15 protein-coding genes are annotated in these 13,297 nt (G+C 68.7%); 13 read left to right on the forward strand and 2 right to left on the reverse strand.

Annotated elements, in window-relative coordinates; all coding sequences use genetic code 11:
* Nucleotides 1-18: 18 nt before the first annotated feature.
* The 8 genes from ACFOYW_RS13255 (at nucleotide 19) to ACFOYW_RS13290 (ending at nucleotide 7,045) form a co-directional block, all read left to right on the forward strand.
* Nucleotides 19-1,038 carry a zinc-dependent alcohol dehydrogenase gene (locus tag ACFOYW_RS13255; protein ID WP_390229713.1) on the forward strand — a complete coding sequence of 340 codons (1,020 nt, stop codon included), beginning with the start codon at nucleotides 19-21 and terminating at the stop codon, nucleotides 1,036-1,038.
* Nucleotides 1,038-1,430: a 6-pyruvoyl trahydropterin synthase family protein gene (locus ACFOYW_RS13260; RefSeq protein WP_390231368.1), complete on the forward strand. Its 393-nt coding sequence runs from the start codon at nucleotides 1,038-1,040 to the stop codon at nucleotides 1,428-1,430. Before ACFOYW_RS13255 ends, ACFOYW_RS13260 begins: the two co-directional genes overlap by 1 nt.
* A complete protein-coding gene (locus ACFOYW_RS13265; protein ID WP_390229715.1) occupies nucleotides 1,427-2,446 on the forward strand; it encodes a glycosyltransferase family 4 protein in 1,020 nt (339 codons plus the stop codon). The genes ACFOYW_RS13260 and ACFOYW_RS13265 overlap by 4 nt, the downstream gene beginning before the upstream one ends.
* Nucleotides 2,443-3,258: an SAM-dependent methyltransferase gene (locus ACFOYW_RS13270; RefSeq protein ID WP_390229718.1), complete on the forward strand. Its 816-nt coding sequence runs from the start codon at nucleotides 2,443-2,445 to the stop codon at nucleotides 3,256-3,258. The genes ACFOYW_RS13265 and ACFOYW_RS13270 overlap by 4 nt, the downstream gene beginning before the upstream one ends.
* Nucleotides 3,246-4,229, forward strand: coding sequence for a lysylphosphatidylglycerol synthase transmembrane domain-containing protein (locus ACFOYW_RS13275; RefSeq protein ID WP_390229721.1), 984 nt, complete (start codon nucleotides 3,246-3,248; stop codon nucleotides 4,227-4,229). Before ACFOYW_RS13270 ends, ACFOYW_RS13275 begins: the two co-directional genes overlap by 13 nt.
* Nucleotides 4,226-4,966 (forward strand): RibD family protein, encoded by a 741-nt coding sequence (locus tag ACFOYW_RS13280; RefSeq protein ID WP_390229724.1) that lies wholly within the window; start codon nucleotides 4,226-4,228, stop codon nucleotides 4,964-4,966. The genes ACFOYW_RS13275 and ACFOYW_RS13280 overlap by 4 nt, the downstream gene beginning before the upstream one ends.
* On the forward strand, nucleotides 4,963-6,567 hold the full coding sequence (locus ACFOYW_RS13285) for a CDP-alcohol phosphatidyltransferase (RefSeq protein ID WP_390229727.1): 1,605 nt from the start codon (nucleotides 4,963-4,965) through the stop codon (nucleotides 6,565-6,567). Before ACFOYW_RS13280 ends, ACFOYW_RS13285 begins: the two co-directional genes overlap by 4 nt.
* Before the next feature lie 85 nt (nucleotides 6,568-6,652).
* Complete coding sequence (locus ACFOYW_RS13290; protein ID WP_390229730.1) at nucleotides 6,653-7,045, forward strand: hypothetical protein; 393 nt, start codon at nucleotides 6,653-6,655, stop codon at nucleotides 7,043-7,045.
* A 20-nt stretch (nucleotides 7,046-7,065) separates the two neighbouring features.
* On the opposite strand, the gene ACFOYW_RS13295 is transcribed toward ACFOYW_RS13290, so the two are convergent.
* Together ACFOYW_RS13295 and ACFOYW_RS13300 are read right to left on the reverse strand one after the other, a co-directional pair.
* On the reverse strand, nucleotides 7,066-8,187 hold the full coding sequence (locus tag ACFOYW_RS13295; protein ID WP_390229733.1) for a coiled-coil domain-containing protein: 1,122 nt from the start codon (nucleotides 8,185-8,187) through the stop codon (nucleotides 7,066-7,068).
* Nucleotides 8,188-8,265: 78 nt separating this feature from the next.
* The gene (locus ACFOYW_RS13300; RefSeq protein ID WP_390229736.1) at nucleotides 8,266-9,339 is read right to left on the reverse strand and encodes an App1 family protein; all 1,074 of its coding nucleotides are present in this window, start codon (nucleotides 9,337-9,339) and stop codon (nucleotides 8,266-8,268) included.
* Nucleotides 9,340-9,461: 122 nt separating this feature from the next.
* Here ACFOYW_RS13300 and ACFOYW_RS13305 point away from each other — a divergent pair, with 122 nt between their 5' ends.
* The 5 genes from ACFOYW_RS13305 to ACFOYW_RS13325 all read left to right on the forward strand — a co-directional run bounded on the left by ACFOYW_RS13305 (nucleotide 9,462) and on the right by ACFOYW_RS13325 (nucleotide 13,245).
* The gene (locus ACFOYW_RS13305; protein ID WP_390229739.1) at nucleotides 9,462-10,106 is read left to right on the forward strand and encodes a TetR/AcrR family transcriptional regulator; all 645 of its coding nucleotides are present in this window, start codon (nucleotides 9,462-9,464) and stop codon (nucleotides 10,104-10,106) included.
* A gap of 73 nt (nucleotides 10,107-10,179) precedes the next feature.
* Nucleotides 10,180-10,923, forward strand: coding sequence for an ABC transporter ATP-binding protein (locus tag ACFOYW_RS13310; RefSeq protein WP_390229742.1), 744 nt, complete (start codon nucleotides 10,180-10,182; stop codon nucleotides 10,921-10,923).
* A complete protein-coding gene (locus ACFOYW_RS13315; RefSeq protein ID WP_390229744.1) occupies nucleotides 10,920-11,609 on the forward strand; it encodes an ABC transporter permease in 690 nt (229 codons plus the stop codon). Before ACFOYW_RS13310 ends, ACFOYW_RS13315 begins: the two co-directional genes overlap by 4 nt.
* Nucleotides 11,606-12,343, forward strand: coding sequence for an ABC transporter permease (locus ACFOYW_RS13320; protein ID WP_390229747.1), 738 nt, complete (start codon nucleotides 11,606-11,608; stop codon nucleotides 12,341-12,343). Before ACFOYW_RS13315 ends, ACFOYW_RS13320 begins: the two co-directional genes overlap by 4 nt.
* Nucleotides 12,322-13,245 carry an ABC transporter substrate-binding protein gene (locus ACFOYW_RS13325; protein ID WP_390229750.1) on the forward strand — a complete coding sequence of 308 codons (924 nt, stop codon included), beginning with the start codon at nucleotides 12,322-12,324 and terminating at the stop codon, nucleotides 13,243-13,245. The genes ACFOYW_RS13320 and ACFOYW_RS13325 overlap by 22 nt, the downstream gene beginning before the upstream one ends.
* Nucleotides 13,246-13,297: the final 52 nt, after the last annotated feature.

The raw sequence follows: 13,297 nt of genomic DNA on the forward strand, positions 1-13,297 counted from the left end.
TTCATCATGGCCTTCACCATGGACACGCAGTCAGGGTCCCGTTCGGTTCATTCGCCCGGCCAGCACACGGTCGCGTTCTGGACCACCGGGCCTGGGCGGGGTGAATTGCGCGCGCAGCCGCTGGCGCCCCCGAGTGCCGCCGAACTTCGTGTGCGCACCCTCTGGACCGGGGTGAGCCGCGGCACGGAGTCGCTGGTCGCACGGGGCGACGTGCCGGAATCCGAGTGGCAGCGCATGAGGGCGCCGTTCCAGGACGGGGAATTCCCGTTCCCGGTCAAATACGGATACCTCAACGTCGGCGTCGTCGAGGAAGGCCCTGGCGAGCTGATCGGGCAGCGCGTATTCACCCTGTTCCCGCATCAGGCGGAGTTCGTCGTGCCCGTCACCGCGGTGACGGTCGTTCCCGAGGCGGTGCCAGCGCGGCGAGCTGTGCTCGCGGGAGCCGTGGAGACGGCCGTGAATGTGCTCTGGGACGCCGGCCCGATGATCGGCGATCGCATCGCGGTGATCGGGGCGGGGATGATCGGATGCTCGATTGCACGGCTCGCTCGCGGCATTCCGGGGGCCCGGGTCACACTGATCGATGTCGAACCGAGTCGTGCTGACGTGGCCGCGAGCCTGGGCGTCGACTTCTGCGTCCCCGATGGCCTCACCCACGACTACGACGTCGTCATCGAGGCGAGCGGAACCGACGCCGGAGTCGCTCTCGCGTTGCGAGCGGCACCCGATGACGGCGAAGTCATCGTCGCGAGCTGGATCGGCGCCAGGATGGCGCAGCTTCCGCTGGGCGCGGACTTCCACTCGCGCCGGCTGACCCTGCGCGCGAGCCAGGTGGGCGCCGTCGCACCGCGGCGGCGCACCAGGCGCACCACGCACAGCCGCCTCGAGCTTGCGCTCGACCTGCTTGCCGATCCCGCGTTCGATGTCCTGCTGTCGGGGATCTCCCCTTGGGGGGAGTTGCCCGCGGTAATGGCGCGACTGGCGGACGGGTCGTCGCGCGCCGAGTTCTGCCACACGATCAGCTGGGAGGGCGCGTGATGTTCTCGGTGACGGTACGGGATCACATGATGGTCGCCCACAGCCTCTCCGGCGACGTGTTCGGCCCGGCCCAGCAGCTGCACGGCGCGACCTACATCGTCGATGCGACATTCCGCGCGCGCGAACTCGACGAGAACGGCATCGTGGTCGACATCGGTCGCGCAAGCGAGGCGCTGCACGAGCTCATCGGGCATCTCACATACCGCAACCTCGACGAAGTCGCCGAGCTCGCGGGGATCAACACGACCACCGAACGGCTCTGCCAGTTCCTCGGCGAACGGCTGGCGGCAAGCGCACGGACCGGCGCGCTCGGTGGCACGACCCTTGCCGCTGTCGCGGTCACGCTGCGCGAGTCGCACGTCGCGTGGGCGACCTTCGAGGTCGACCTGTGACACGTGCACTGTGGTTTCTCGTGCCCGCTGCCATCGATGACCCCGCGCAGGTGAGCGGGGGGAACGTCTACGACCAGCGGCTGCGAGAGGGACTCGCGCGCCTCGGCTGGCGGGTGCGGACACTGCCAGTCGCCGGGGCCGCAGAAGCACAGGCGGCGCTCTCGGCGATACCGCCGGGGGAGCTGGTGCTCGTCGACGGGCTCGTAGCCGGCTGGGCATCCTCGGAGATCAGCGCTGTCGCTTCCCGCATGCGCCTCGTCGTACTGGCTCACATGGTCGCCGCAGCATTTCCCGACACCGGACCCGACACGGCGCGTGCCGAGCGAGAGGTACTGGCCGCCGCGGACCTCGTCATCGCGACGAGCGAATGGACCGCGGGCGAGCTTGTGCGTCGCGAGCTGGTAGCGGCGAACGCTGTTGCCGTGGTGCGCCCGGGTACATCGAGAGCGGCGGACGCGGACAAACCGGGGGCCCCGCGCACCGATGCCGAGTTGCTGTGCGTCGGTGTGATCGCGCCACACAAAGGACACGACGTGCTGATGTCGGCGCTGCGCCGTCTGCCTCGCCACGATTGGCGCTGTACCCTCGCCGGGTCCACGACCGCTGTGCCCGAATTCGCCGAACGGATCGCTCAGAGTGCGGCGCGCTTCGACGGGCGGATTCGCATGCCTGGGGTCCTCGCCCCGCCGGAACTCGACCGGGCCTACCGCCGGGCCGGAGTGCTGGTCGCGCCGTCGCTCGTCGAGAGCTTCGGCATGGCGATCGCCGATGCGCGACGTCGCGGCATGCCGGTGATCGCCAGCGACGCGGGCGGCATCCGCGAATCGGCTGCGGGAGGCGGCGTCGTCCTGGTGCCCCCGCGCGACCCCGAGGCACTCGCCCATGCCCTGTGGCGGTGGCTGTCGGTTCCCGCCGATCGTGTCCGCTTGCAGTCCGCAGCGGCGTCGGCGCGAAACGCGGTACCCGACTGGTCGGACACGGTTGCGCGTGTCGACCGCATTCTGGGGGCGCTATGAGCATGATCTCCACCGTCTCAGCGGACTGGCTCGCACTACGCTGCGAGGCCGACGACGCCGCACGATCCAGCGCACTCCTTTCGCAGCTCAGCGCACCGGCCGGCCCCTTGGCCGGCATGGTGCACGACCTCGGAAGTGGCACCGGCGCAATGCTCCGCTGGCTCGCGCCCCGGTTGGCCGGGCCGCAGCGCTGGGTGCTGCACGACGGCGACGAGGCGATCCTCGCGGCGAGGGGATCGCAGCCGATACTCGACGCCGAGGGAGCGCCGGTCGAGGTGGCAACGAGCATCGAGGCGCTTGCCGAGCTTGACACGAACGCGCTGCGCGGTGCGAGTCTCGTAACGGCATCCGCTCTGCTTGACGTCATCACCCGTGACGAAGCCGCGGCGATCGTCGCTGCCTGCACGGCCGCCGCTGCGCCGGCCTTCTTCAGCCTGACGGTGACAGGCGAGGTGGCACTGCGCCCCTCCGACCCCCTGGACCGCGCCCTGCGAGACGCGTTCAACGACCATCAGCGGCGCGTCGCCGACGGGCGCCGCCTGCTCGGGCCCGAGGCGGTGAGCATCGTGCGCGGTCTCTTCGTCACGGCCGGCTGGCGGACGCGCACAGCATCGACCCCCTGGCTGCTCGGGCCCGACTCGCGGCGACTCGTCGGGGAGTGGCTTGACGGCTGGGTCGGTGCGGCCGTCGAGCAGACGCCCGAGCTCGCCGCGCACGCGGCCGCATATCTGGTGCGGCGGCGTGCAGAGCTCGCCACCGGGTCTCTCCGGGTCCGAGTGCAGCACGAGGATCTGATCGCATGGCCCGCATGATCGGCGCCGGTACTACACGGTCGCGCATACGCGGTCTCGTGTCGCTCGTGATCGGCGCGCTCGTGCTCGCGGCGACGGTCGCGACCGTCGGGGGAGCGCCGTTCCTGCGCGCGCTGCACGCGATCGACCCCGTCGACGTCACGGCGGCTCTGCTGCTGGGCGCGGCAGCGACCGCAGCCGCCGCGTGGCGGTGGCGAACCGTCGCCGCGGGCGTCGGCGTGCCGCTCGAGTGGACAACGGCGGCGTCCGAGTACTACCGATCGCAATTCGTGAACTCTGTGCTGCCCGGCGGCGTGCTCGGAGACGTCGACCGTGTCTACCGTCACGCCACCGCGAGCGCGCGTGGCGGAGACGCGGCGAGAGCGGTGGTGCTCGAGCGATCCGCGGGACAGATCGTGCAGCTCGCGGTGACGGCGATCGCACTGAGCGTGCTCGGTGCGGCGTCGTCGCTGCCGGACCTCGGCTGGGCCGTGGGCGGATTCGTCGCCCTGGCGGTTCTCGCGGTCGCCGCAGTGTGCACGCGAGCGGGTGGACGCCGGATGCTCCGGCGCGAGCTGGGCGTCATGGCCCAGGTGTTCGGGGCGCCGCGTGCCGGCCTCAGGATCGCTGTGGCCTCCGTCGTCGTGTTCGCCGCGCACGTCGCCACGTTCGTGATCGCGGGAATCGCCGTGGGGGTGCACGGCGATGCGCGCGAGTTGATCGCCCTCGCGCTCGTGGCCCTGACGGCCGGGGCCATCCCGGTGAACGTGGGCGGGTGGGGTCCGCGCGAAGCATCCGCCGTGCTCTTCGCTTCGTCGCTGGGACTCGGTGGCGGTACCGGCGCTGCGGCCTCGGCCGCGTTCGGCGCTCTTGGCCTGGTCGCGGTCCTTCCGGGCGCGGTGATCAGCCTGTCGGTGCGCGCCTCGTCGGCGCGACACACCCTCAGCGGGGGCGGCAGCGGCCGTTCTCTTCAACGGAAGGAACTCGCATGACAACGCTTCCCTACGTGACGGTGAGCTGCGCCATGTCGATCGACGGCTACCTCGATCGCGCCGACGGAGACCGTCTCGTACTGTCCAACCCCGCGGACCTCGACCGGGTAGACGAGCTTCGCGGCCAGCACGACGCGATCATGGTGGGCGCCTCGACCATCAGGCGGGACGATTCCAGCCTGCTGGTCAAGAGCGCGGACCGCCGATCTCGGCGCATCGCACGCGGACTCTCGTATTCACCTGCCAAGGTCACGGTGACGTCGAGCGGCAGACTGCCGCGAGACGCGGCGTTCTTCACGACAGGCGCGGTCGACAGGCTCGTCTACTGCCCCGCGGCACGTGTCGCCGAGCTGGCCGGCGCACTGGGGGAGTGCGCGGTCGTCGTCGGGCTCGGGACTGAGGTGACGATGCGCGGCCTCCTCGAAGACCTTGCCGCTCGGGGCATCCATCGGCTCATGGTCGAAGGAGGCGGCACGGTGCTCACCCAATTCCTCGCGGACGGACTGGTCGACGAGCTGCAGCTCGTCATCGCACCGCTCTTCCTGGGCGACGAAGGCGACGCCCGCATCGTCAGCCGGGCACGATTCCCGTGGACGGCGGCGCATCGGGCGACGGTCTCCGAGACGCGGCAGATCGGCGACGTGGTGCTCGTGCGTTACGCGCTGTCAGACCGGGCCGAGCGTCGAGCCGGCCACGGTGCGAGTGGCGGTCCCGTGCTGGCGGGGAGGAAGGCGTGAACTCGCGCGGCTGGGCTCGGAGCATCCGCACCGCCGTCGCCGTCATCCTGCTCATCGCACTGCCACTCGCACCGGCGTTGATCATCTCGCGGGCGCCGCTCGACCTGCTGCGGCTTCCCGCGGAGTCGATCGTCGCCACGATTCTGCTGTCGCTGCTGCCCTGGCGCTCGGCGCGCGTCGTCGTCGCGCTTCTGTTCGGGGTCGTCGTCGCTTCGGCGATGCTCGCCGCAGGTCTCGACGCGGGCTATGAAGCCGCGCTCGACATCCCGTTCGACCCGACCGACGCATCTCAGCTGACGGATGCGTTCGGTGTGCTGCGCTCATCGATCGGTGGCGCAGCCGCGGTCGCGGTGCTCGCCGGGCTCATCGTGGTCGCGCTCGGCGTGGTGGCCGCCGTCGCGTGGGCCGGGCTGAGGGTCGGTGCCGCTGTGCGTGCCGTTCGGGCGCGCGGCTTCGTCGTGCTCGCCGCCGCGTCCGCAGTCTGGCTCGCGGCCGCAGCTGTCGGCGCCCCGCTCGCCGCCTCAGCGTCGCTGGCCTCGCTCGACTCGACCGCACAGCAGGCCGCCGAGACACAAGAGGCGGTCGCGAAGCTGCCGAGCGAGATCTCGACGGATGCCTACGCCGGCGTCCCCGCGTCACAACTGCTCACCGCGCTGCGCGGGAAGGACGTCGTGCTCGCCTTCATCGAGAGCTACGGGCAGGTCGCGGTGCAGGGCACCTCGTTCTCCTCCGGCGTGGACCAGGAGCTGCAATCGGGGCAGACGCAGCTCGCGGCCGAGGGCTACTCCGCGCAGAGCGCGTTTCTCACATCGCCGACCTTCGGCGGCCTCAGCTGGCTGGCGCATTCCACGCTCGAATCCGGACTGTGGATCGACAAGCAGCCGATCTACAGCAAGGTCATCCGCAGCGCTCGCTTCACCCTGAGCGACGCGTTCCGGAAAGCGGGGTGGAAGACGGTCAGCGATGTGCCGTCGGACACGCAGCCGTGGCCGTTCGGCACCTCGTTCTATCACTTCGGCTCGTTGCTGACCGCGAACAACGTCGGATATCAGGGACCCGCATTCGGCTACGCCCGGATCCCCGATCAGTACACCTGGAAGTACTTCGCCGACCACGAGCTGAATGGCCCGCACCAGCCGGTGATGGCGGAGATCGACCTGGTGTCGTCGCACACGCCATGGGCGTCCCTGCCGAAGCTCGTCCCCTGGTCGAAGCTCGGCAACGGCTCGGTGTTCGAGGCGCAGCCCGCGCAGGGGAACTCGGCCACCGAGGTGTGGCAGAGCGCGCAGGGCGTGCAGCAGGCCTACGGCCAATCGGTGCAGTACTCGCTCGGAGCCATGTTCTCGTTCCTCAAGAACGTCGACGACCCCAACCTCGTCGTCATCGCGCTCGGCGATCATCAACCCGCAACCATCGTGAGCGGAAGCGGCGCCAACCACGACGTGCCGATCAGCATCATCGCGAAGGATCCCACGGTGTTCCGCAGCATCGCCGGCTGGCACTGGCAACGTGGCGTCATGCCATCGCCCACGGCGCCGGTGTGGCGCATGGACACGTTCCGCGACCGCTTCCTCAGTGCCTTCGATCAGAAGCCGCAGTGAACCCCAGAGGCCGCCGTCGCGTGGTCTCGATAGCGGGCCGCACCGAACCGGCCCTGGGATGGAAGCGAGCATCACGATGACTCAGATGACCATGAGAATCTCGACCCTGCCGACAGCGATGCGGGTGATCAGCGCGATCCTGCTCTTGGTCACCGGGCTGATCCACCTCTTTCTCGTCTTCGACGGGGTCGGCGGCCTGCTTGGTGTCCTCTTCGTATTGAATGCGGTCGCCGGGGTGGTTCTCGCGGTCGCGATGATGCTGTTGCGCGGCCGGCTGCTCGCCGCCGCGACCGTGCTGAGCCTGCTGTTCCTCGTCGCGAGCCTGCTCGCCCTGCTGCTGGCGCTCACGGTCGGCCTGTTCGGAATCACCGAGACGTGGACCTTCACGCTGGTGCCCGAGACGGTCATCATCGAGGCGATCGGCGTGATCGTCCTGGCCTGGGCCACTGCTCGCGCGTTCCGCCGCGGCGCCCTCTGATACGCGAGCTGCGGCGGCGACTAATACCAGTTCGGCGTGTGGGACAGCTCGAACGACCACGCGGCGCACGGGGTTCCGTATGAACTGCGGATGTAGTCCAGGCCCCAGTTGATCTGCGTCACATAGCTGGTCATCCAGTCGCTGCCGTAGGTCGCCATCTTCTGGCCCGGCCATGCCTGCGGAATCCCGTACGCCGCGCTGGAGACGTTGTAGGCGTTCACGCGCCACCCGGACTCGTGGGTCCAGAGCTGCACGAGGCAGCTGAACTGGCTCGAATCCCACCCGTACCGGCCCATCTGGGACTGCGCGTATGCCTGCGCGGCTGCGGGGTCGGGCGTGATGTTCTGAGCGACGGCGTACAGCGAGGAGCTATTGCCCTGAACTGCTCGCTGACGCGCGAGCGCCGCGAGGTACGCCTGGTACTCGGCGTACTTCTCCTGCAGCTTCGCGCTCTGATGCTTGAGCTCGGCCATCTCCTGGTATGCGACCTTGCTCTGCTTCTGAGATGAGGCGAGTGCGCTGTTCGCCGAGGACTGCGCCGCCTTCGCGTCGGAGAGCGCGGTCTGCGCCTGGCTCGCGAGCTTGGCCCGCGCCTTCTCGGCCGCGGCCGCCTGAGCGGACAGTGAGGATGCGACGTTGGCCTGCTGGGTGGCCGCGGTCTCGAGCCCGGCGGTGAGTCCCGTCAGACGGCTCATCGCGCTGAGTCGATCCAGCAGCTGCGACGCGTTGCCCTGGCTCATCAGCAACTCCGTGGTGAGGCCGCTGTTCCCGCCCGAGCGATAGACCTGAGAGGTGATCGAGCCGAGACGCCGGTCGGCGGCGGTGGCCGCCTGCTTCGCCGCCGTGGCCTTGGCTTCGAGCCCATTCGCCGTCGTGGTGGCCTGCTGCAGCGCGCCCTCCGCCTTGGCGTAGTCGTTCTGCTTCTCGAGGGCGACAGTCGCAGCCGTCACGGCCGCTCCCTGCGCCTTCCGCACCAGACCTTGAATCTTGTTGTACTCGGCCTGGGACGCCGAGGCGTTGGCCTTGGCCTTGTTGACCTCGGCCTGTGTCGGCCACTTCTCGGTCGCCGCGCTCGCGGGCGCCGCGCCGATACCGGCAACGAGCAACGCCGCGACGACGGCCGTCACGGCAGCAATCGTCACTCTCGTCCTACGCATACTGCGGCAACCTTACAAAGGGCCGCGGGCACCGCCAGGAACCGGCGAGGCGTGGCGCGAAGCTCAGACGCGCTTTCCCTCGTCATGGTGGCCGCCGACGAAGCCGAGGTCGCGCAGCTGACGGTAAAGAGACATGCCGTCGGGTCCGTACACCCACGGTACGCCGGCCGCCTCAGTGCGCCGTTCCGCGTTCGAGCGACCGCCGGCGAGCACCGCCTCCGTCACGTAGAGCTGGCGGATCGCGACGGCGGCGACGGAGTACGGATGCTGCGCGATGAAGTTGCTGTAGATCGCCTCGTCGTGCTGCCCGTCATCGCCGAACAGCAGCCACTTGACACCGGGGAACTCCGTGGCCAGGCGCTCGAGGTTCTGCTCCTTGTGCACGCGGCCGCTGCGGAAGAAGCGGTCGTGCGTCGGGCCCCAGTCGGTGAGCAGCAGAGGACCGGAAGGAAAGAGGTTGCGTGTGAGGAACCGGCGCAGCGTCGGCGCGACATTCCAGGGGCCGGTCGACAGGTAGACGAACGGTGAGCCGCGGTGCTCGGAACGGATGCGCTCGTAGAGCACAGCCATGCCCGGGGTGGGCACGCGCGCGTGCTCGTCGAGCACGAAGGTGTTCCAGCCCGCGAGCATGGGTCGCGGCAGCCAGGTCACCATCACCGTGTCGTCGATGTCGCTCACCACGCCGAACTCGATGCTCGGAGCCACGACGATGACCCCGGCTGTGCTCACCGAATCGGAGCCCTGCGGGCGCAGCAGCACGTCGTGGCGGCCGGGGGAGAGCTCGGTCGGAATCACCTGATCGATGACGCCACCGCGATCGGGTTGCAGGACATGCTCGACCCCGCCGACGGTCGCGATGACCGGCACGTCGCTGATGGGCACGCTGGTGAAGCTGCGCCAGCCGCGAATGCTCTCTTCCCGCCGTCGATACTGGACGCCCAGGCGACTGTCGGGGCGCGGTTCCTTGGCGAGCACGGTGCGCGCGAGGACACGGACCCAGCTCGTCGTGCCGTAGCCCGCGTAGGGAATGACCGTCGGCAGAAATCCGTGGGACCGGGCACGCTTCGCCCGGATCCGGGTCACCGCGTCATCGACCCGCGCGGCGCGGTGAGGTGAGGTGCCGCGAACAGAGGACATCGCAAGAGAGTCTGGCATGAACGCGCGACGCGCCGACTCAGGAAAACCGTCTACGCGGGCTCCGCTCGATAGGCCCGGTCTAGACTCAGACCCCAGAAGCAACCGAAAGGGACCCGACTTCCGTGCCGATTCACGATCTCGCCAAAGATCCAGAGCGTTCACTCGCCGCACTCGTCCGCACCGAGCCCATCCAGGAGCGAAGTGCCGCGCGTGTGGACGCGCTGCTCGACGCGGCGGCGGCTGTCGTCGATCAGATCGGATTCGACCGGCTGACGACAGCGATGGTCGCCGAGCGGGCGGATGCTTCGATCGGCACGGTCTACCGCTATTTCCCCGACCGCATCGCGCTGCTGCAGGGCCTGCGGGAGCGTGCGCTGCTGCGCTTCCGACGAGCTGTCGTGGAGCGCATCGAAGAGGTCGATCCCCCTCGGTGGATCGACGCGGTGGAGTGCTCGATCGACGCGTTCGTGCGCATGTACCGCACCGAGCCGGGCTTCCGCATCGTCCGCTTCGCCGACGACGAGCGCGGCAATGGTGACGACGAGGCTCAGGAGTCCGAGGGCTTCGCCACGTCGCTGGCCGAGGTGCTGTCCGCCGAGTTCGGGCTCCCCGCGGGCGACGAGCTCGAGTTCCGCCTCGGAATCGCCGTCGAGATCGGCGATGCGCTCGTGAGCCGCGCGTTCGTCGCGTCCGAGGACGGCGACGAGGGGTACATCAGCGAGGCGCGCGCCGTGATCGCCGCGTATCTTTCGCGCTATTACGACTAGCACACGCGAGCCGGGTCTGTCGCGCATTGCGCCTCGCATTGCCCATGTCGGTGGTCCGTGGTCCTATTGAGCGGTGATCGAATTCCGGAACGTCACCAAGCGCTTCCCCGACGGCACGGTCGCTGTCACTGAGCTCGACCTAGTCATCCCTCCGCGGAAAGTGACCGTCTTCGTCGGCTCGTCGGGAAGCGGCAAGACGACCATCCTTCGCATGATCAACCGCATGGTCGATCCGACCAGCGGCTCGATTCTGATCGACGACGTCGACATCGCGACCCGTGAGCCGGTGGCGCTGCGCCGCTCCATCGGCTACGTCATGCAGAACTCGGGGCTCTTGCCGCACCGCACGGTTGTCGACAACATCGCGACCGTTCCGATGCTGCGCGGCGAGAAGAAGAAGTCGGCACGTGCTCGCGCGCGTGAGCTGATGACGGTGGTCGGCCTCGACGAGTCATTGGCGGCCCGCTACCCGGCCCAGCTTTCTGGCGGTCAGCAGCAGCGTGTCGGGGTCGCCCGCGGGCTCGCGGTCGACCCCAACGTCCTCCTGATGGACGAGCCGTTCGGCGCGGTCGACCCGCTCGTTCGGCTCGAACTCCAGACCGAGCTGAAGCGCCTTCAGAACGACCTCGACAAGACCGTGGTCTTCGTCACCCACGACATCGACGAGGCGTTCCTGCTCGGCGACCAGGTCGTGCTGTTCAAGCCGGGCGGCGTCATCGCGCAGGCCGGCACGCCCGCCGACCTCCTCGAACACCCTGCCGACGACTTCGTCGCCGGGTTCATCGAGGCCGGCCGACCACGGAGCATCCTGCGGTGAGCTGGCTTCAGAGCAACTGGCCCCAAGTCGTCGACTATGGGCTCGCCCACGTGTGGCTCAGCATTCCGCCCATCATTCTCGGGCTGCTGATCTCCGTGCCGCTCGGCTGGGTCGCCAACCGCTACCGGCTGTCCCGCGGTGTCCTGCTGACGCTGGGCGGAATTCTCTACGCCATCCCGTCGCTCCCGCTGTTCGTGCTGCTGCCATCGATCATTGGCACGAAGATCCTCGACCCGATCAACGTCGAGATCGCGCTCACGCTCTACGCTCTCGCGCTGATGCTCCGCACGACCGCAGACGCGCTGGCGTCTGTCAGCGGCGATGTGAAACTGTCTGCGACGGCGGTGGGCTACGGGGCATGGCGTCGATTCCTCGGCGTCGAACTGCCGCTCGCCGGCCCGGTTCTGCTGGCGGGGCTGCGCGTCGTCTCGGTGAGCACCGTCTCCCTCGTGACGGTCGGCTCGGTCGTCGGGGTGAACAGCCTCGGTTTCTTGTTCCTCGACGGTTATCAGCGCAGCTTTTTCACGGAGGTGTGGGTCGGCATCATCGGAACGGTGCTGATCGCGCTCGTCTTCGACGGGCTGCTCGTGCTGGCCGGGCGACTGCTCATGCCGTGGACTCGGAGCCCGCGCGACCGTGCGCGCCGAGCCGCGGCAGCCCAGAGTCGATGGGCGGTGCTGCGATGAGTTCTTACACGCAGGCATTCGCGTGGCTCTTCTCGGCGGCGAACTGGTCGGGCCCGGGGGGCATTCCGACTCGACTGCTCCAGCACCTGGGCTACAGCGGATTGACCCTGCTCATCGCGGTCGTCATCGCGATTCCGATCGGGCTGTACATCGGTCACACCGGCCGCGGGCGCTCGGTCGTCGTTCCGTTCACCGGCGCCCTCCGCGCGCTGCCGACCTTGGGCCTCGTCATCATTCTGGCCCTGTGGCTCGGCATCGGGCTGACCCCGCCGCTCATCGCGCTCGTGATTCTGGCGATCCCGCCTCTCCTTGCCGGCGCGTACGCCGGCATCGAGGCGGTGGACCGTGAGACGGTCGACGCGGCGCGCTCGATCGGGTTCACGGGGTGGGGCGTGCTGTGGCAGGTCGAGGTGCCGCTCGCGCTGCCCTTGATCGTGGGGGGCATCCGCTCCGCGTGCCTGCAGGTCGTAGCCACGTGGACGGTCGCGGCGTACCTGCCGCTCGGCGGCCTCGGCCGCTTTCTCTACGATGGATTGCCGATTCGGGACTATGCGGAGATGCTGGGGGGTTCCATCTTGGTGATCGTCCTCGCTCTGGTTCTCGACGGCGTGTTCGCACTCGCGCAGCGAGGCGTCACACCCCGGGGAGTCATCGCCGGCCGCATCACAGATATCCGCACCACGACGCAATCACCAGACCGGAAGGAACGCTCATGGCTCGCACCAGAGGCCTGATCGCCGCCGCGGGAACGGTGGCAATCGCCGCCCTCGCACTCACCGCCTGCTCCTCGGGCAACCCGCTCTCGAGCGGCAGCAGCTCGTCAGCAAAGTCATCGAGTTCGACCATCACGATCGGTTCGGCGAACTTCGCCGAAGACGAGATCCTGGCGTACATCTACGCCGACGCCCTCTCCGACGCCGGGGTGAAGACCGACGTCAAGCCGAACATCGGCGCGCGCGATGCGTACATCGCCGCTTTGAAAGACGGGTCGATCGACCTCGTTCCCGAGTACACGGGCAACCTGCTGCAGTACTTCGACGCGAAGGCGACTGCGAAGTCGAGCAACGACGTCTACGACGCCCTTCACGGTGCGGTCCCCAGCGGCTTCGAGGTACTCGACCAGGCACCCGGTCAAGACGCCGACTCGTACAACGTGACGAAGAAGTTCAGCGACCAGAATCACGTGACGAGCCTGTCCGACCTCAGCAAGGTGAAGACCCCGCTCAAGGTTGGCGCCAACCCTGAGTTCGGCACCCGCCCCTACGGCATCCCGGGGCTCAAGTCGCAGTACGGCGTGACCGCGACCCTGGTGCCGATCAGCGACGGCGGTGGGCCCAACACGCAGAAGGCGCTGAAAGACGGCCAGGTGCAGCTCGCCGACATCTACACGACCGACCCGTCGATCAAGTCCGACGGCTTCGTCACGCTGTCCGACCCGAAGAACATGATCGTCGCGCAGAACATCGTTCCGCTCATCTCGTCGGCGAAGGCGAGCACGAAGGTCAAGCAGGTGCTCAACAAGGTCTCGGCGGCGATCACCACCGACGAGTTGATCGCGATCAACACGAAGAGCTCGGTCGACAAGGAGTCCGCTGACCAGATCGCGAAGGACTGGGTGCAGCAGAAGGGCTTCTAAGCCCGCCAGGGCCACGCCACGTGTGCCCCGTCGCCGCGCAGGGGACGTGCGC

Origin of the sequence: Gryllotalpicola reticulitermitis (assembly GCF_042651345.1) — a bacterium.
GTDB classification, from domain to species: Bacteria; Actinomycetota; Actinomycetes; order Actinomycetales; family Microbacteriaceae; genus Gryllotalpicola; species Gryllotalpicola reticulitermitis.